Source organism: Terasakiella sp. SH-1 (assembly GCF_004564135.1).
Classification (GTDB): Bacteria; Pseudomonadota; Alphaproteobacteria; order Rhodospirillales; family Terasakiellaceae; genus Terasakiella.
The window spans coordinates 1,570,261-1,587,519 of the sequence record NZ_CP038255.1 but is presented as its reverse complement, the minus strand read 5'-3'; the positions used below and the strand labels follow the sequence as shown (position 1 = coordinate 1,587,519).

The 17,259-nt window shown below is 46.2% G+C and carries 18 protein-coding genes; 14 read left to right on the top strand and 4 right to left on the bottom strand.

Features of this window, described 5'->3' with window-relative positions:
* Positions 1-21 precede the first annotated feature (21 nt).
* Together E4K71_RS07550 and E4K71_RS07545 are read left to right on the top strand one after the other, a co-directional pair.
* Positions 22-759: an MBL fold metallo-hydrolase gene (locus tag E4K71_RS07550; protein WP_135078258.1), complete on the top strand. Its 738-nt coding sequence runs from the start codon at positions 22-24 to the stop codon at positions 757-759.
* Between the two features lie 18 nt (positions 760-777).
* Entirely contained in the window at positions 778-1,167 is a 390-nt protein-coding gene (locus E4K71_RS07545) for a response regulator (RefSeq protein ID WP_135078256.1), read from the top strand.
* 14 nt (positions 1,168-1,181) lie between these two features.
* On the opposite strand, the gene E4K71_RS07540 is transcribed toward E4K71_RS07545, so the two are convergent.
* Positions 1,182-1,487, bottom strand: a complete 306-nt coding sequence (locus E4K71_RS07540; RefSeq protein WP_135078254.1) for an Hpt domain-containing protein — start codon at positions 1,485-1,487, stop codon at positions 1,182-1,184.
* A 188-nt stretch (positions 1,488-1,675) separates the two neighbouring features.
* Between E4K71_RS07540 and E4K71_RS07535 the strand changes: the two genes are divergently transcribed.
* From E4K71_RS07535 to E4K71_RS07490, 10 genes are all read left to right on the top strand, one after another.
* Positions 1,676-2,458: a DUF2189 domain-containing protein gene (locus E4K71_RS07535; protein ID WP_135078252.1), complete on the top strand. Its 783-nt coding sequence runs from the start codon at positions 1,676-1,678 to the stop codon at positions 2,456-2,458.
* Between the two features lie 9 nt (positions 2,459-2,467).
* A complete protein-coding gene (locus E4K71_RS07530; protein ID WP_240796893.1) occupies positions 2,468-3,475 on the top strand; it encodes a COX15/CtaA family protein in 1,008 nt (335 codons plus the stop codon).
* On the top strand, positions 3,475-3,909 hold the full coding sequence (locus E4K71_RS07525) for a DUF420 domain-containing protein (protein WP_135078251.1): 435 nt from the start codon (positions 3,475-3,477) through the stop codon (positions 3,907-3,909). The genes E4K71_RS07530 and E4K71_RS07525 overlap by 1 nt, the downstream gene beginning before the upstream one ends.
* Positions 3,906-5,234 carry a cbb3-type cytochrome c oxidase subunit I gene (locus E4K71_RS07520; RefSeq protein ID WP_135078249.1) on the top strand — a complete coding sequence of 443 codons (1,329 nt, stop codon included), beginning with the start codon at positions 3,906-3,908 and terminating at the stop codon, positions 5,232-5,234. Before E4K71_RS07525 ends, E4K71_RS07520 begins: the two co-directional genes overlap by 4 nt.
* Positions 5,221-5,670, top strand: a complete 450-nt coding sequence (locus tag E4K71_RS07515) for a hypothetical protein (RefSeq protein ID WP_135078247.1) — start codon at positions 5,221-5,223, stop codon at positions 5,668-5,670. Before E4K71_RS07520 ends, E4K71_RS07515 begins: the two co-directional genes overlap by 14 nt.
* Before the next feature lie 105 nt (positions 5,671-5,775).
* Positions 5,776-6,636, top strand: coding sequence for a heme o synthase (gene cyoE / locus E4K71_RS07510; RefSeq protein WP_135078245.1), 861 nt, complete (start codon positions 5,776-5,778; stop codon positions 6,634-6,636).
* A gap of 72 nt (positions 6,637-6,708) precedes the next feature.
* Positions 6,709-7,470 (top strand): heme-copper oxidase subunit III, encoded by a 762-nt coding sequence (locus E4K71_RS07505; protein WP_135078243.1) that lies wholly within the window; start codon positions 6,709-6,711, stop codon positions 7,468-7,470.
* A gap of 17 nt (positions 7,471-7,487) precedes the next feature.
* Complete coding sequence (locus E4K71_RS07500; RefSeq protein WP_135078241.1) at positions 7,488-8,339, top strand: SCO family protein; 852 nt, start codon at positions 7,488-7,490, stop codon at positions 8,337-8,339.
* Positions 8,336-9,061 carry a cytochrome c oxidase subunit II gene (gene coxB / locus E4K71_RS07495; RefSeq protein ID WP_135078239.1) on the top strand — a complete coding sequence of 242 codons (726 nt, stop codon included), beginning with the start codon at positions 8,336-8,338 and terminating at the stop codon, positions 9,059-9,061. Before E4K71_RS07500 ends, coxB begins: the two co-directional genes overlap by 4 nt.
* Positions 9,062-9,078: 17 nt before the next feature.
* Complete coding sequence (locus tag E4K71_RS07490; protein WP_135078237.1) at positions 9,079-10,728, top strand: cbb3-type cytochrome c oxidase subunit I; 1,650 nt, start codon at positions 9,079-9,081, stop codon at positions 10,726-10,728.
* A 159-nt stretch (positions 10,729-10,887) separates the two neighbouring features.
* Here the strand turns inward: E4K71_RS07490 and E4K71_RS07485 are convergent, their stop codons facing one another.
* The gene (locus tag E4K71_RS07485; RefSeq protein ID WP_135078235.1) at positions 10,888-13,173 is read right to left on the bottom strand and encodes an alpha/beta fold hydrolase; all 2,286 of its coding nucleotides are present in this window, start codon (positions 13,171-13,173) and stop codon (positions 10,888-10,890) included.
* An 83-nt stretch (positions 13,174-13,256) separates the two neighbouring features.
* On the opposite strand from E4K71_RS07485, the gene mnmC reads away from it, so the two are divergent.
* Positions 13,257-15,185: a bifunctional tRNA (5-methylaminomethyl-2-thiouridine)(34)-methyltransferase MnmD/FAD-dependent 5-carboxymethylaminomethyl-2-thiouridine(34) oxidoreductase MnmC gene (mnmC, locus tag E4K71_RS07480; protein WP_135078233.1), complete on the top strand. Its 1,929-nt coding sequence runs from the start codon at positions 13,257-13,259 to the stop codon at positions 15,183-15,185.
* Complete coding sequence (locus tag E4K71_RS07475) at positions 15,182-15,823, top strand: DUF1826 domain-containing protein (RefSeq protein ID WP_135078231.1); 642 nt, start codon at positions 15,182-15,184, stop codon at positions 15,821-15,823. Before mnmC ends, E4K71_RS07475 begins: the two co-directional genes overlap by 4 nt.
* A gap of 2 nt (positions 15,824-15,825) precedes the next feature.
* Here the strand turns inward: E4K71_RS07475 and E4K71_RS07470 are convergent, their stop codons facing one another.
* The gene (locus E4K71_RS07470) at positions 15,826-16,695 is read right to left on the bottom strand and encodes a hypothetical protein (RefSeq protein WP_135078229.1); all 870 of its coding nucleotides are present in this window, start codon (positions 16,693-16,695) and stop codon (positions 15,826-15,828) included.
* Between the two features lie 124 nt (positions 16,696-16,819).
* A complete protein-coding gene (hisI, locus tag E4K71_RS07465; protein ID WP_135078228.1) occupies positions 16,820-17,227 on the bottom strand; it encodes a phosphoribosyl-AMP cyclohydrolase in 408 nt (135 codons plus the stop codon).
* Between the last annotated feature and the right edge of the window lie 32 nt (positions 17,228-17,259).

Here is a 17,259-nt window from a genome sequence, read left to right as displayed (position 1 = left end):
ATGACTTAAGGTTCGATTGTAATGCAAACCATAAAATTATACGAAGGCCAGTTTCACGAATGGGTTGTTTTTGGCCGTGACCCGGAAAAAAACGAAAGAATTATTGATACGAACCAGTTTATGATCAAGACCGGGCGGGAGGCCATTTTGCTTGATCCGGGCGGGATTGAGCTGTTTTCCTCCATGCTTGCAGCGGTCGTCCACTTTTTGCCTGTGGATCAAATCACGCACCTGTTTGCATCCCACCAAGACCCGGATGTGATCTCATCCCTTGGTCTTTGGGACAAGACCTTGCCCAATGCAACGCTGCATGCACCGTGGATCTGGGAAGGTTTCTTGCGCCATTATGGCTGTGAGGCCATTACCTATAACCCGATCCCGGATGAAGGTCAGACACTGAAATTTGACGGGTTGGAAATTCAATTTATTCCGGCTCATTACATGCATTCTTCAGGGAATTTTAGCGTTTATGACCCGGTTGCAAAAATCTTGTTCAGTGGTGATATTGGGGCAGGGTTAAACCAGCCGGAAGATTCTCTATTTGTTGAAGATTTTGACAAAAATATTTCCAAGATCAAGACGTTCCATCAACGTTGGATGCCGTCAGAACACGCCAAGGATATGTGGATCAAGCGGGTGAGAAAGCTGGATATTGAGATGCTTTGCCCACAGCATGGTAGCATTTATAAAGGCGAAGATGTTCACCGTTTCCTTGATTGGTTGGAGTCTATTGAGGTTGGGGCGGGGCTGAGATTTTAGGCCCGTTTAAAAGCGCTCATGACGAAAGCCCTTACAAAAATTCTATATGTTGAGGACGAGCCCGATATTCGCGAGATTGCTCAGCTCGTCCTTGAGAATGTAGGGGGCTTTGAGGTAAAGGCCGTTGATAGCGGCCATAAAGCCTTGGACATTATTAATGAGTTTACACCCGATTTGGTGCTTCTTGATGCCATGATGCCTGAAATGGATGGCATGACGACTTTTAAGGAAATCCGAAAGTTAGAGAGTTTTGCGCAAACACCCATTGCGTTTTTAACCGCGAAACTCATGGATGATGATATTAAGGGTTTTTTGTCTCTGGGGGCAATTGGTGTTATTGCCAAACCTTTTGACCCGATGATGCTGTCTGATCAAATCATGGAGTTATGGGAAGAGACGCAGGGCTAAAACGAGGGCTGATCCTATTTCGCTTTTGCCTCTTTGAGCATCTTTAGGGTGCGTTGATACAGTTCTGTTGCTTGTTCTTCTGAAATTTTGTGGCAGCGAACGCCAATACCTTCCAGCTCCAGCGCTTTCATTTGCTGGCTTAATTCAATAAACCCAAATGTGCCTGCTGTCCCTGCCAGCTTGTGTGTGATTTCAATAAAACGGTCAAGGTGGCTATTATCGCGCCAGCTTTCCATTTCTTCCGCAGTATCGTTGAGACGTTTGGCAAAACGTTCTTGTAAAAGCTTGAGCTTTGCCTCAATGCTTGGCTGGTCGTTCATCAAACAGGCTCCAAACTATAAATAATTTTAAGGGCTTATATTTATGAGGGCAGGGCTGTGATGTCAAATGGGATTGTACAGTTCTATCTGTTTATTTACATAAAAAAACATACCGCGCCATAGGGCTTTTATGTTAGCATGACTCTAAAATGAACTCGAACCGAGTATAATTAAAGCAGGGGGCTGACATGAATGAAGCTACCACACCGAATGGGATCCATATCGCTGACTCCAATAAAGTTCACCTTGAAGCGCCAGCTCAATGGCTGAGGCAAGGCTGGATTGATTTTAAAGATGCACCCGGCGTTGGGTTAAGTTACGGCCTTATTTTTGTTTTGGCAGGTTATGGCCTTTTCTGGGGACTTGAAGCTCTGGGGCTCAGTTATCTGATTTTACCGCTATCTGGCAGTTTTATTTTATTTGCCCCTTGGTTGGCACTGGGTCTTTATGAAGTTTCGCGCCAACGTGAACTGGGGCAAATTCCAACCTTTGTTAGTACATGCGGGGCTTGGCGTTCCAGCCCTCGCAGGCTCGGGATTATGGCGTTTGTACTGTTGATCTTTATGCTGGTCTGGACGCAGGTTGCCGTTGTTCTTTATGCCCTGATGATGGGGGACGCTTCCTTGTCATTGGAAAACATGGGCGTTGATATCTTTACGCGCACGGATGGTCTGGTCTTTTTGGCTGTGGGATCAACGGTCGGTTTGGTTTTTGCCTCAATTGTTTTTCTTTTAACTGCCGTTTCTGTTCCCATGATCCTTGATCGTGATACTGGTGCTTTCGAAGCGATGGCTTTTAGCTTTAAAACGGTTATGAAGAACAGTCATGTGATGTGGAGCTGGGCCTTTACCATTGGGATTATTGCCTGGTTTGCCATGGCGACCTTCTTTGTCGGATTGGTCGTAGCTATGCCTGTGCTGGGTTATGCCAGCTGGCATGCCTATCGTGATCTGGTTCCAACAGCACAATAAGACGCTTATATGATCGCTTCTTCTGCTGTGAAGCACGATAAAATTGTGGGAATGTGGCTGTTTATTGTTGCTGGCATGGTCTTTTTGATGGTCGTGCTTGGGGGGCTGACACGTTTAACTGGATCTGGCCTGTCTATGGTAGATTGGCGACCTGTGACGGGCTGGTTGCCTCCACTGGGGACAGAACAGTGGCAGGCGGTATTTGAGCTTTACAAACAGTCTCCTCAATATCAAAAAGTCAATTTCGGCATGAGTTTGGCCGAATTTCAGAATATTTTCTGGCTGGAATTCCTTCATCGTTTATGGGGGCGTATTATTGGTTTGGCCTTTGCCTTGCCCTTGATTTTCTTCCTGTATAAAAAATGGATTTCCAAGCCCATGATCTTGCCTTTATGTGGCTTGTTTGTCTTAGGTGGGGCACAAGGTATATTGGGGTGGTATATGGTGAAAAGCGGCCTTGTTGATGTGCCAGAAGTCAGCCAGTATCGTCTGATGGCCCATTTGGGATTTGCCTTTATTCTTTATGCTGCCCTGATCTGGGCTGGGCTCAAAATCTATAAAGGGCAGGGGGTGCACCCAGAGGGGGGAAGCAGGTTCTACGCCTTGTTCTTATGGGGCATGAGTTATATTACGATCTTGGCTGGGGCCTTGGTGGCTGGGCTGGATGCGGGGCTGACCTATAATACATTTCCCTTGATGGATGGGGATTGGGTTCCCGGCGGGCTTTATAACGCGACACCTTGGTATCTGAACCATTTTGAAAATGTGACGACTGTGCAGTTTCAGCATCGTTTGTTGGCTGTCACATTGTTCGTTTTTTCCTGTTTATTTTGGCTGAAATATAAAAATATCAAAGCTGTGCAAGCGTGTTTTTTCCTTGTCAGCCTTCAGGCGCTTATCGGTATTGCAACTCTTTTGGCTGTTGTGCCCATATCCTTGGCCTCGCTTCATCAGGCGGGCGGACTTTTGGTGTTTACAGCCTTTACATGGCTTAATTTTGAGGTTCAATCATCGTAATGGAAATTTTATCAATTCTTCCCCATTTTCAGGCCACACTGAATGCACTTTCGCTTTTGCTGATTACGATGGCTTTTATGGCCGTTAAGGGCGGCAAGGAACATCTCCATAAAAAACTAATGATTTCCGCGCTTGCGGTCTCAGCTGTTTTTCTCGTCTCTTACCTCTATTACCATGCCCATGTTGGCCATGTACCGTTTAAGGGGGAAGGGGGTGTGCGAACGGTCTATTTCACGATTTTATTTTCACATATTGTCATGGCAGCCATTGTGTTGGTCATGATTATTCTGTCAGTATGGCGTGCGCTGATCCAAAAAGATTTTATCCGCCATAAAGCAATTGCACGTTATACATTCCCCCTTTGGACATTTGTCTGTGCCTCTGGAATTGTTGTGTATGTGATGGCCTTTCATATCTATACGGGGGGCGTATGACCTTACGGCAGGAATGTAAAGCCTGGACGTTGCTGTCAGTTGGGGCTCTGGCTATTGCCGGTGTGTTTGCCTTGTTGCTGGTTTTTTCTCGTACCCCCATTATTCAGGATTTACTGCCCTGGCCCTGGAAAAGCTTTTTTCATAAAGGGCTGGTGACGCATGTTGTCTTTTCTTTTGTTGTCTGGTTTTTGGCAACGATGGGGGCCTTATTTTGTTGGTATTATGCCAAAGAAAAAGGCGAAGACAGCACCTCTGATGAGGGACGTTGGGCTTTAGGATTTGCGGCTGTCGGCTGTGTCGGGTTGATTGTTCCTGCCTTGTTTGACCTTGGAACAGCTGAATTGAACAATTATGTCCCGGTGATGAACCATTGGCTTTACTATGGTGGTCTTGCCAGCTTGTTTATCGGGCTGGGCGTTGTGGCAATAAGGCAATTAAAACTTCGTGCACATCATCATTTCGGGGCGGGGGTGACGGCCTTTATTTATCTGGTTGCTTTACTTTGTTTTATTCTTGCTGCGACTTTGCTGACAGGGGATTTGCCATCGCCAACCTATAATGAACAACTTTTTTGGGGCGGGGGACATGTTCTACAATTCGTCAATACAGCGCTCTTGGTCCTTGTGTGGTCAGCTCTCATCAAGATCGAGACTGGGGAAGAGCTGTTAAGCCCTCTCTATAGCTTTATGACTTTTGCCTTATTGGGCGTGTTTGTACTGCCGGCCCCTGTAATCTATGGCTTCTTTGAGATTTTGGGGCCTGTTCATCGCAGTTTCTTTACAGAGCTGTTGCGTTATGGTTTGCCGCTTCCATCTATGATTGCTTCATTGGCTTTGCTGTTGTTTCTGGCCTCTTCCAGGGCAAAAATGCTGGATAACTTAACAAAGTCTGCCCTCTGGTTGTCTTTATTGACTTACAATTTAGGTGGATTCTATGGGCTTTTATTGGATGGAACGGATACCAGAGTGCCTGCGCACTACCATGCCGTGATCGGTGGTATCAATCTTTCCTTTATGATTTTTTATCATCGCGTAATGCTGCCATTTATACGTATTGAACCCAGACGGGGGCGATTGTTCACTGCACAATATTGGCTCTATGGGCTGGGGCAAATCATGCATGCCAGCGGGATGTTTTTAGCAGGTAGCCAAGGTGTGCCCCGTAAAACAGCCGGTGATGCACAGAGTCTGGATAATATCGAAAAAATACTGTCCATGGGCCTGATGGGGATTGGCGGGATTATTGCTGTAATCGGTGGTGTGTTGTTCGTTGTGATCACACTGAAACTAATCTTGAAGGGAGGGAAAATTTATGAACAAGCGTGACCTTGCTATTCTTTCCCTCATTGGTCTTTGCGCCTTGTATATGGGAGTACAGTTGGCCTCTAGCCTGAAAGTTGAAAACCGTGACCTATATATACGTGAGCTGAGCCATGTGGAAGAGTTTGAAAATAAACTAATGACACAAAAAAATGTGGGTACAGATATATACTTGATGGCTCGTCAATGGGAATGGTCGTCTGAACTAACACTACAGGCAGGGCAGACCTATCGCTTACACCTTGCAACAGCCGATATTCAGCATGCTTTTCATCTAAGCAAAGAGGCCACAGGGCAAAGTATTGATATCCTGCTTCAACCTGGAAAAGAGTATATTGTTGCGTTGCGAAATTTGCGTGAAGGTGTCTATGCCATTGGTTGCACGCAGTACTGCGGTATTGAACACAATAAAATGCGTGGAAAATTGATTGTACGTAAATAAGAGATGCAAATGAAAAGATTTCCTTTGGACTTATTCTAATTTGAGGGTAAGATTCCAGGCAATAATAAAAAAAATAATATAACCCATTCAAAAAAGGGGAATATTATGGGAGGTTACATTCAGCTCGCCAAACCTCGGATTGGCGTTATGATCGCCTTAACCGCCGTTACAGGATATCTTGCAACAGCGCAACAAGGGCAGGTCGATTGGGGACACCTGTTATTGCTGACCATAGCAATGATGATGGGTTCTGCTGCATCCAGCATATTTAACCATTTCTATGATAGAGACATTGATCGTCTCATGACACGGACAGCCTCACGTCCGTTTGCGCAACGTCAAGTTAATCGCCCGCAACTGGTCCTTTGGATCGCTGCGGGTTTGTTATTTCTGGGCTGTGGGATTGCCACTTATGTGTTTAATCCCGTCGTTGCGACACATTTATTTTTAGGCGCTTTTGTTTATGGCGTTGTCTATACCATCTGGCTGAAACGCAGAAACTGGCTTAACATCGTAATCGGTGGTTTGGCGGGGAGTTTTGCTGTTTTAGCTGGCGCTGCTGCCGTGAACCCGGATCAGTGGTTGTTACCGATGTTACTGGCTGTTGTTCTGTTTTTCTGGACACCATCCCATTTTTGGGCCTTGGCGATCCGGTTAAAAGATCAATATGCCGCCGCAGGTGTGCCTATGCTGCCTGTTGTTGTCGGTAATGTGGTGACTTCGCGTTATATTTTGATCAACAGTATTTTACTTGTTGGGTCATCTTTGTTGCCTTGGCTCCTGGGGGAACTGGGCAATATCTATGGGATCGGGGCCTTTGCCCTCGGTTTATATCTCCTGAAATGTAATTGGGATTTGATCAAATCGTCGGATGAAAAAACGGCGATGACTAATTTCTTTGCATCCATGAAGTATTTAGGGGGGCTTTTCGTTGTCGTCATAATGGACGTTCATCTTCCCATTTAGGATGAACATAAAAGTCCAGTGCGACACATGCCTTTAATCATTTGTTTTAACGACATGAGGGAGGGGAACTGAATGTCGGCTGAAAGTTCACACGCTCACGAACACCATTGGGAATGGAGCCAAGCGCCATTCTGGGTGGTTGTTGGTGTTTTCTTTCTGGTTCCGTTAACATTTGCCGCCTATTTCCAATATGAAAATCCGCTGTTAGCAGCTATTTTTGCGGGAATTGGCACGCCTATGTTGCTTGCAGGTATTGCCATGTGGGTTAACGAGGGGCTGACGGTTAAGCCGTTGATTGCAGATGTGGCCGGGATCGGTCTACCTATTTTTATTATTTCGGAAATTTTCATCTTCCTGTCTTTCTTTGCGACTTATTGGATGATGCGCTTGGGCGCTGAATCTTGGCCGCCGGAAGGAACGCCGGAATTTCCTGTCGCCTTACCCTTGATCATGACTGTGATCTTGGTGGGCTCCTCTGTGACTATTCATGTGGCGGAAGAAAAATATGCCCATGATGATCAGGCGGGTTTTCGTAAATGGTTGATGATCACGATGGCACTTGGTTTTGTGTTCGTAGGGATGACTTTCTATGAATATAACCATTTGTTTGCGGCTGATTTCTATCCAGACACAAATGCATTTGGGACTGTCTTCTTTAGTTTGACGGGCTTTCATGCATCCCACGTGATTGGTGGTTTAGGTATTTTTGTTTGTGTTTTAATCCCGGCCTTTAAGGGAATGACCAACAAGACCTTTATCACGTGTGCCTCGGTTTATTGGCACTTTGTGGATGTGGTCTGGTTCTTCGTCGTTTCACAGATTTATTTCTGGTAAGGCGAGGGAACGTGCATATGCGAAACTCAGTCTTCATCGTATTTTTTATCAGTTTGTCGGTTTTGTTCTGTTCAATGCAGGCAGAAGCCACACAGACTTTTAAGGTACCTGAATCTGAAATTGACCCTGAATATCTGCGTATCAACGAAGCTAAAGTCCTTGGGCTCAAGCCTAAAAAAGGTTTTTCCTTCGTTGATCAAAACGGGGTGCCTTTCACGTTTAAAGACCGTGTGGGCAAGCCGTTGGTGTTGGTCATGTCTTATTACACTTGTGATGGCGTTTGTTCTTCCGTCAATATTGAATTGGGTGAACGACTGGCAGAACTTGAAAAGACAGGGCGTTTAAAGCCGGGGCGTGATTTCGATGTGGTGACGGTGTCTTTTGATAAAGAAGATACGTTGGAGACCTTGAATAAGTTTCGCACTCACGTTGGATTGGATAAAAATGTTGCGGATGGTTGGACATTTGCTGTGGCAAGTGCAGCTGACCGGGCGCGGATCAAGAATTTTACGGATCATTATGACTTTCGTTTTTTCTGGTCAGCCCAAGATAGAACATTTTTCCACCCAACGGTCTATATGGTCTTGTCGCCGGAAATGCGACTGGCCCGTATCTTATATGCACATGACATAGATATCAGTGATATCGAGCTGGCTGTTCTGGAATCGCGCGAAGGCAATTTCAGACCCAGTGAGATCATCAATTACGCTGTCTCCTTATGCTATTCCTACAGCTATAAGGAAGGCAGATACATATTTAACATCCCCATGTTTGTTGCTTTTGGCTCGTTGATTTTGGGCGTGAGTGCCCTTGGCACAACGATTGTTGCCTATAAGCGCAAACAAAGAAAAAGGGAGGAAATGCTATGAGAGCGTTAACAGGGAAAGTCGTACTGGCCTTATCAGGCTTGATGATGGCTTCACCAGCGTTCGCTGAGGGGTATGAACGTGACCCCGCCGCCGGATGGGATCACCTCTGGCGTGAGATTGTCATCGACATTACTGTGATCGGTGTCATTTTCAGTGTTGCTGCGATCTATATGGTCTGGAAATATCGGGCAAAAAGTGATGATGAGGTTGGTCGAGGACCGAAGCTGTCACCCGCTGCTGCCCTTGCATGGGCACTGATCCCGGCCTCAATCTTTATGGCAGATGACTTTTTCCTATCTGCAAAAGGTTGGACCTTGTGGAATGATTATCGCCGTATTCCTGATGAGGCCAAAGAGATACGCGTTACGGCTTATCAATGGTACTGGGAATTCGATTATGGTGATGATCTGGTTTCAGAAGAACTGGTTGTCAAAAAAGGCGAGCCGGTTGTGTTGCGCATGACATCAGAAGACGTGCTGCATTCACTCTATATTCCAGAATTCCGTGTGAAGGAAGATGTGATGCCGGGCCGTGTGACTTATGTCTGGTTTAATCCGAAGCGCACAGGTGAATTTGTTGAAACCTGTACGGAATATTGCGGAACAGCACATGCTGAAATGTATACCACTGTTCGTGTCGTCGAAGAAGCCGAATATGAACAGTTCATCAATGAACTCAAGGAAGAAGCCCGTGCGGCCAATTCCGTGAAATCACAAAGCTAAGGGGAGGATGCGAAGGTATGACGATGCAGACTTTCAAAGAGTGGTTTTTCACGACGGACCATAAGCGCATCGGGATCATGTATCTCGTGGGCTCCATGGCAGCCTTTGTGGTTGCGGGGCTCATGGCGCTGTTGATCCGTTTGGAACAATCCTCACTTGGGCCAACCATTACGGATAACCCAAATGATTACAACAACTGGCTTTATTTCCACGGCGCTGCCATGGTTTTGGCCTTTCTTATTCCCGGTTTGACGGGCTTTTTTGCCAATTATTTTCTTCCCCTTATGATTGGGGCACAAGATGTGGCTTTCCCCCGGATTAATGCCTTTTCGATCTGGCTGTTCTATGGGGCGATTATTCTTGCGTTGCTGAGCTTTGTGATCCCTGATCCACCAGATGTCATGTGGACGGGCTATCCGCCTTATTCCATCACGACGACGGGAAATACGGCCTTCTATGTCTTTACCGTCCACCTTTTGGGCTTTAGTTCGGTCCTTGGGGCGGTGAACTTCCTGGTGACAGTGATTTACATGCGCGCACCGGGCATGGGTTGGAACCAGCTGAATATCTTTACCTGGACGACTGTTGCGGCCTTTGTTCTGCAACTGGTATTCATTCCGGTACTGGCTTCTGCTGTAACCATGTTGTTGTTTGATAAATATCTCGGTACCAACTTCTTTAATCCAGAAGCAGGTGGCGATGTGTTGCTTTATCAGAATCTCTTCTGGTTCTATTCACATCCTGCCGTTTATGTGATCTTCTTGCCAGCTTGTGGCATCTTGTTCGAAATCTTTGCGACCATGTGTAAGAACCGTGTCTTTAACTATAAGGCCTGTGTCTATGGTGGCATTTGGGGGATCGTTGGGATTTCTGGTTTCGTATGGGTTCACCATCTCTATGTATCGGGTATGCCGGACTGGTTGCGTATCGGTCAAATGGTGACGACCCTGTTGATCTCGGTCCCTGTGGGGTTGATGGTCATGTCCATGTGGGGAACCCTTTACCGTGCCGCCATTACCTTTAACACGGGAATGCTTTATGCTATTTCCTGTCTGTTCTTGGTGTTATCGGGTGGTTTAACGGGGATTCCGTTAGCCTTGACGGCCATTACGGTACACCTGTCTGAAACATCCTTTGTCCATGCCCATTTCCATTTCATTATGGCGATGTTCTCTGCCTTTGCGATGTTTGCCGGGATTTATTACTGGTTCCCGAAAATGTTTGGCCGTTATGCGGACGGACCGGCGGCGACATTGGGCTTCTGGCTTAATATCATTGGTGTTCATGTGACATTCATCCCTCTGTTCATCATTGGGGTGGAAGGGATGCCACGACGTTATTGGGATTATCAGATGTTCCCGCAGTTTGAACCCTATCATCAGGTCGCCCTTGTTGGTGCCTTCATGGTGGCAGGTGGTATGGCTGTAACCATCCTGAACTGGATTTATTCCGCCTTTAAAGGCAAGGTTGCAGTAGAAAATCCGTGGAAATCCTGTTCCATGGAATGGACACATGCACCGAACTGCCCACAAGCCGGGAATTTCCCGAACCCGCCAAGCGTTCAACCTGAATGGTCGCCATATGGTTATGAGGATCGTGAAGGTAATATGGCAGCGACCACAGACCCGGGATATCCGACTGGGCCAACTGCGAAACCAGCGGAGTAAGCGATGGGTGAAATCATGAATGATAAACCAAACCTGCCGTCAAAAGGAAAAATAGGACTTCTTTTGGCGGCTGTCGCCCTGACATTTTATGTCGGTGTTTACCTCAGGGTCTATTTCTTTGGACCATAAATCACATGAGCCTCTACGGATTGTAGGGGCTCATTTTCTTTCCTGCTTTTCAATGAAATCAATAATGTGCTGACGTGTGCCGCCAATGTCTTCGGTCACAATGCCGTGACGTGTGGAGGGAATCATGACGACTTCCGGTGTTGTCGCCACCATTTGGGCGCGTAACAGGTCGGCACTTTCTGGTTTGACGACCTTTTCTGCATCCCCCTGGATCAGGCGGGCAGGGCAGTTGATACGATGAAGGTTTTGTTCCATTTCATCCACTAACAGGCGCAATTCATGAAGGGCGCGCACCGGGATATGTTTGTAGTTAATATCCGGGTGTTCTGATTCATTAATGATATAGGGTAAAACCCCTTCTTGAGCGGCGAGCCATTTGGCTAAGCGATTGGCATGATGGATCAGGGGGACGAAAACAAGGTTTGGGTTGGCAAATTTTAACGGTGTTGAGATCGCACAAAGGCCCGCCAGCTTATCGGGCCTTTCGGCTGCAAAACGCAAGGCCAAGGCGCCCCCGGTTGAAAATCCAACAATAATGATGCGTTTGCTGCGTGCGGCTAAGACCTCATAGCCCATTTTTAACGAACGCATCCATTCAGCCCAGCTGCGATCACGCAAATCACAGGGCGATGTGCCATGGCCTTCCAGTCGTGCACCATAGACCCAATAGCCTTGTGCGGCTAAATCCTCCCCAAGGCCGCGCATTTCAGCAGGCGAGGCAAGAAAACCATGTACGAGCAAAATGCTGGTTGCTTTTTCTTCAATGTCCTGTTTTGGGCTAAGATAAAAGGGGGAGGCATCTTTTGTTGCAGTTTGTTGTTTGTTGATTTCTTCAAATTCATCTTTTGAGAATTTGAGTTTGGATTGCTCAAAAGAATGGAGTTCATCCTCATAAAAATACTGTGCCCATTGTGCACCGGGAATGTTGAGGTGGTTATCCATCGCCCGTTGTATCGCGTTGTCAATGCCGGTAATGGGCTCACATTCATTGGCATAGACGCAGATGGGATTTTCCAGACGAATATCATGAAAGTCATGTTCATCTTTGAGCTTTGGTTGAAAGGTGAGGCTTTGGTTTTCCAGTTTAATCAGTCCGGCGGTTTGGGCAGAACGAAAAAATTGCTGGATTTCTTCGCAACTGCCATCACGCAAATCCCGATAAGTTTCGGCATATAACATGGAGCGGTGAAGATGAACCTTTTCTTCATGACTGACATAACGGGCCGCAAGATACAGGATATGAAGGAAGGTTGATTGTGGAACCTGATCAGCGCCTTCATCAATCAGTTTTAAAATCAGTGCTGAGGCAATATGGGAGAGGTTGATGGTGACAAGGCCATACATTTCCTGCATGACCTGATCGCGTAGTTCTTCTGTTTTATTGCGCAATCTCTGGGCTGCAATGCGTTCCAGAAAACTGTCAGCCTGACTGCCAAAGGCAAAAAGGTCATTCAGGCTGGCCATACCGTCAACGGCTTTTTTCAGGATCAGCTGATCCCACCACGGCCACATGAGGGTGCTTTCAATCGGCGTGCCCATACGAATGTCCATGTCGGTATCTTTCAGCACGATGTTGCCTTCAATCAGCAGTTCTTCCTGATATTTCCTTGAAAGCTTGCCTGTGAGCCGTTCTACGCTGTCTTTAAGGAAGTTATCTGAAATTCGTATGGGGTAAAATGTGATGTTGCTGGGGACAATGCGTGTTGGTTCCTGACAGCGCATGAGCAATGTATCAACGTCATTAAGGTGCAGTTCATCAGCCCATTTTTTCAAGGTGTCCTCATCCTTGTTCTTATGGGCTTCTATCACCACTCTTTTATAGATATCAAGAACAAGGGCAAGGCGGGAAGCACCGCTGTGATGTTTGCGCCGTTCTTCGGCCGTAGGGGAATAGACGGAAAAATCACCAGATGAGGACAGGCTGCGGCGGTCTTTCACCATACCCCCTTCGGGGAAGATAATGATTTTTTTACCGCACAGGATATCACGGGCCAGAAAACTGAGCAGGTTGGGCATATCATTGGGCACAGCCCCAACGGCATGGAGGTAGTTGGTAAAGCGCTCATCCCCCTTAAAAAATTCAGCAGCTGCGACGGAACGGCAATAAGCCTTTTGTTCTTGATAAATCAGATATTGCGGAATAAAGGTTTCAAAACGGGCAAAGTGATTAAAAAGAAAAATATGACCCTTTTCGACCTGATTGTGATGGGCGTGCAGCTTGATGTTCACGCCAAGCAGACGTTTGACAGTTGAAAAGGCGCGTACAGACCACGCATATGTTTTTCGATTTATCTTTGGTGGGCTAAAATGTTTCATTTTACAGACCCAAGATCGTTCCCCTAATAAAATAGATATGGGGAGGATCAGACTAAAAACAACATATTTTGAGTGAGATAGGCATGAACAAACTTGAATCCCCAAAGCTGGGCTGGAAAGAAAATAAGACTCCGGTCTCAGAACGTTTTGATGATGTTTATTTCAGTGTTGATGACGGCGTTGCTGAATCCCTTTATGTCTTTATCAATGGCTGTGGCATGCCAGAGGCTTTTGAGGGAAAAGAGAGTTTTACAGTCGCTGAAACCGGATTTGGGACTGGGCTTAATTTCCTATTAACATGGCAATGTTGGAAAGAAAGCGGGACACAATGTCAGCTGAACTATCTCTCCGTTGAAGCCTTTCCATTGTCGGTAAATGAGCTGCGAGAAGCCTATAAAAACTTCCCTTCCTTGAAAGGGTATGGCGACGAGTTTTTAAAGTTCTATCCGGTTTTGACGCCGGGGTTTCATCATATTGTTTTGGAAGGTGGAAAGGTTAAACTAACCTTGATGCTTGGTGATGCCGCACAGATGTATCAACAGGCAACAGGGCAGGTGGACGCCTGGTATCTTGATGGATTTGCCCCGGCCAAAAATCCAGAGATGTGGTGTCAGGATGTGTTTGATCAAATGGGGCGTTTGTCTGCACCTGGGGCCATTGTTTCCACCTTTACAGCAGCAGGGTTTGTCAAGCGCGGTTTGCAGGAAGCAGGCTTTGAAATGACCAAACGCAAGGGGTTTGGGCGCAAGAGAGAAAGTTTAATTGGTACTTTAAAAGTAATAAGTCAAAGTATTGAAAATAAATGGTTTATAAAATACTTAAAGCCAAAAATTAAGAAGAAAGTTGCTGTTGTTGGAGGCGGTGTAGCTGGATGCGTCACAGCACGTCGTTTAATGGCTGATGGGCATGAGGTTCATTTATTTGATCGTAATAAAACAGCCGGTCAGGAAGGGTCAGGAAACCGTCTTGGATTGATCCAGCCGCGTATTACGATGGAGGGTGGATTTAATCTTCGGGCCTATCTTCATGCGCTTTCTTTTTATGATCATTTAGGTGATGATATCTGGAAAGGGGGACGGGGCATTTTCCAAATGGCTGAAGATGAAGAAGACCTTCAACGCCAAAAACTATTATGCAAAAAATTAATTTTACCTGCATCTGAAATGACCTTTTTAGAGCGTGACGAGGCAAGTGAGAAAATAGGTATTGAAGCGCAAAATGCGGGGCTGTGGTTTGCCAATGCAGGCTGTCTTGAACCAGAAAAACTTTGCAAGAAAATATCGGAAAATATTCCTTCTTCGTTTGACGTGAATATTGACCATATTTCGCAGGCTGATGGTCGTTGGATTGTGAAATCAGGTGGTGGAATTGTTTTTGAAGGGGACGCTGTTGTCTTGGCAACGGCAGGGGAAAATTCTGCTTTGAATGATTTTTGCACGTTGCCTATGGGCGGGCGTCGCGGTCAGGTTTCTTATGTGCAAGCAACGGATAAAACGTCAAAACTTCGCCATGCGATCACTGGGGGGGGATATATGATCCCTGCTTATGAAAGGGAGCATATTGTCGGGGCGACATTTGAACGCTGGTCAGATTTTTTCGATTATGGTTACAAAGAAGTAAGCGAAGAGGGGCATGTGCGCAATCGTGAAAAATTGAACACGTTCATGCCTGATATTGAGCCGGAAATCCGGGATGGTCGTTCTTCCATTCGGGCCATGACATCTGATCACCTGCCCATCGTCGGGCCTGTATTCTCACAAGATTGGTATGTTGAGGCATATGAGGCATTGAAACATGGCCCTCGTGGTGGTGATTTTGTAGATGCACAATATGTGGAGGGGCTTTATGTGATGTGCGGACTTGGCGCACGTGGGGTGCAAACTGCCCCCTTGTTGGCCGATATCCTTTCGTCTTATATTGACGGGACAGCTTGTCCAATTGAAAATACATATCGCGAAGCGCTGCATCCTGCCCGTTTTCTTATCCGCGATATCCGAAAGGGAAGATTATGACCTTGCGTCCCACTGTTGTTTCGCCTGCGAATATGAGAAACCTAAAGCCCCGTAATAAACAGGCTGGGCCAGAAAAACGCATGGTTATTGATCTGAAAAATGCCAGCCAGTGGCGGGCAATCCATGACCCGGCCGTAAATGGTGTTGTGTTGCGCCGCCGTCCTATCCGGGCGATTGAAACCTATTTTAACGAGGCACCAGATGAGGTGTTCCAGCCCCATGAGTTCACCTGTGCCCAAAGTCGCCTGCGTACAGAACTGGAAAAACATCTTCTGTTGAAGAGTGAGGAAGATGAGTTGCGTCGAAAGTTTTTGATCAACGATATTACAAATTGGTCTCGTGTGCTGATTACACAGGCCCGTTCACGTGATTATCGCTTTGCTTTTTGTTCAGAATTACCTCAAAAGTTTCAGAGCGACGCTGGTGCACTTAAGATGATTGTTACTTATCGTGCGATGGAAATTACTTTCCGCCAGCCTAAAGACAGTGATGAGCGCAGCTTTAGTCCCTATGGTGTCGCATTGTTTAGAGGGCAGTCTTATGAGGCTCCGGTTGAATGGCAAGCACAAAGGAAAGAGGAACAAGCCTTTTATCTGACAATTGAGTCTGCGCTAAAACGGGGCTTGCGAGGCCGATAAAACTATTCTGCCTGCTTTACGACAATCTGTATATCGCCAACGAGAGGTAAATCTCCATTTTCTATATCGCGAGGGGATGCGTTAACTTGGACCTTCCACTCTGAATGTTTTAGGAGGATCTCTTTGATGTTGTGTAGCTTTTCTATTCCAGATTTCATATATGCAATATGAATAGAGTTTACAGTTGCATATTTACCAATGGAATCTGGAGAATAATCTTCATCTCCGGTCACTTTATACCCCAAGTTTTTTAGCTCTGTTGCTGCATCTGCAATGAAAGGAATGGCTTCTTTAGCCGCGTTTATGCTGAAGTAGACTTCAAATTCAGAATTTGCCTTGAAACTGTCAATCTTGGAAGATGCCTTGATTTCTTCCTGTTCTTTTTCTGCGGTAGGGACACTCTTTACGAGGCTGTCGAGGCGCTGATTAACCTCGTCAAACGAAGCTTCAAGCTGGAGGCGGACGTTTTCTGAATATGCTTTGACGCGGTTAGAATCAGTTTTGACGCGATTAAACTTTTTGTCGAGTTCTTTTGCCTCTTCATCAATCTTCTCAATCAAGGCTTGAGATTTTTTGGTTTGTTCCTGGGCTTTTAACAAGGCAGCTTCGGCATCTTGTTTGGCTTTTTTAATGGCTTTGTTGACCTCAGCCATTGATGTTGATGCAATTTCGGCTTCTGCATTGGCTTTGGCCGTTGCATTACGGGCCTGTTCAAGCTGTGGTTTGAGTTGTTCACTGACCAATACATATCCTGTCGCATTGATACCAATCACACCTAAAACAGCTACAATAATGGCGGCCCAGGCAAAATGTCTTTTCACGCGACCAACAACGGCTTCTTCCATGCGCGCCAACATAACTTGTTCACGCATTTCATTCCATTGGGATATCGGAACTTCTATGGTTTGGGTTTCGTCGCCAGGGTTGCTCATTATATACCGTCAAACGCTCTATAGATGTTTAATGGTATAATATGTGCCGTAAAAAGAGAAGGGGCTATTTTTTGCCGTAAAGTTCATCTGGGGAGGTGACGACCTTTTCCACAACCTCGATTTTACCGTCACGCGCTGCCCATGAAAAACAGCTGCGACGCCCGGTATGACAGGCCACACCCGTTTGATTAACCAGAACGACAATTGTATCAAGATCGCAATCGGTGCGAAAATCAATCAGTTCTTGCTGTTGCCCGGAACTTTCACCTTTGCGCCACAGTTTTTGGCGTGAACGCGAATAATAACATACGCGATTGGTCGCCAGTGTTTCTGCCACGGCCTCTTTATTCATCCATGCCATCATCAGAATCTCGCCGGTGTCATGCTGTTGTGCAATGGCCGGAATTAAGCCATCGCTATTGTATTTTAGGGCATCTACGATATCTTTGAATGTGCTGGTTGCAGAACACATGGCTAGTCACCTTGTAAAAAGAAGGTTGGCGA

What these genes read in the sequence shown, in the direction of transcription:
- E4K71_RS07550 (WP_135078258.1), top strand. Translation starts at nt 22, where the DNA reads ATGCAAACCATAAAATTATACGAAGGCCAGTTTCACGAATGGGTTGTT.
- E4K71_RS07545 (WP_135078256.1), top strand. Translation starts at nt 778, where the DNA reads ATGACGAAAGCCCTTACAAAAATTCTATATGTTGAGGACGAGCCCGAT.
- E4K71_RS07540 (WP_135078254.1), bottom strand. Translation starts at nt 1,487, where the DNA reads ATGAACGACCAGCCAAGCATTGAGGCAAAGCTCAAGCTTTTACAAGAA.
- E4K71_RS07535 (WP_135078252.1), top strand. Translation starts at nt 1,676, where the DNA reads ATGAATGAAGCTACCACACCGAATGGGATCCATATCGCTGACTCCAAT.
- E4K71_RS07530 (WP_240796893.1), top strand. Translation starts at nt 2,468, where the DNA reads ATGATCGCTTCTTCTGCTGTGAAGCACGATAAAATTGTGGGAATGTGG.
- E4K71_RS07525 (WP_135078251.1), top strand. Translation starts at nt 3,475, where the DNA reads ATGGAAATTTTATCAATTCTTCCCCATTTTCAGGCCACACTGAATGCA.
- E4K71_RS07520 (WP_135078249.1), top strand. Translation starts at nt 3,906, where the DNA reads ATGACCTTACGGCAGGAATGTAAAGCCTGGACGTTGCTGTCAGTTGGG.
- E4K71_RS07515 (WP_135078247.1), top strand. Translation starts at nt 5,221, where the DNA reads ATGAACAAGCGTGACCTTGCTATTCTTTCCCTCATTGGTCTTTGCGCC.
- cyoE (WP_135078245.1), top strand. Translation starts at nt 5,776, where the DNA reads ATGGGAGGTTACATTCAGCTCGCCAAACCTCGGATTGGCGTTATGATC.
- E4K71_RS07505 (WP_135078243.1), top strand. Translation starts at nt 6,709, where the DNA reads ATGTCGGCTGAAAGTTCACACGCTCACGAACACCATTGGGAATGGAGC.
- E4K71_RS07500 (WP_135078241.1), top strand. Translation starts at nt 7,488, where the DNA reads ATGCGAAACTCAGTCTTCATCGTATTTTTTATCAGTTTGTCGGTTTTG.
- coxB (WP_135078239.1), top strand. Translation starts at nt 8,336, where the DNA reads ATGAGAGCGTTAACAGGGAAAGTCGTACTGGCCTTATCAGGCTTGATG.
- E4K71_RS07490 (WP_135078237.1), top strand. Translation starts at nt 9,079, where the DNA reads ATGACGATGCAGACTTTCAAAGAGTGGTTTTTCACGACGGACCATAAG.
- E4K71_RS07485 (WP_135078235.1), bottom strand. Translation starts at nt 13,173, where the DNA reads ATGAAACATTTTAGCCCACCAAAGATAAATCGAAAAACATATGCGTGG.
- mnmC (WP_135078233.1), top strand. Translation starts at nt 13,257, where the DNA reads ATGAACAAACTTGAATCCCCAAAGCTGGGCTGGAAAGAAAATAAGACT.
- E4K71_RS07475 (WP_135078231.1), top strand. Translation starts at nt 15,182, where the DNA reads ATGACCTTGCGTCCCACTGTTGTTTCGCCTGCGAATATGAGAAACCTA.
- E4K71_RS07470 (WP_135078229.1), bottom strand. Translation starts at nt 16,695, where the DNA reads ATGCGTGAACAAGTTATGTTGGCGCGCATGGAAGAAGCCGTTGTTGGT.
- hisI (WP_135078228.1), bottom strand. Translation starts at nt 17,227, where the DNA reads ATGTGTTCTGCAACCAGCACATTCAAAGATATCGTAGATGCCCTAAAA.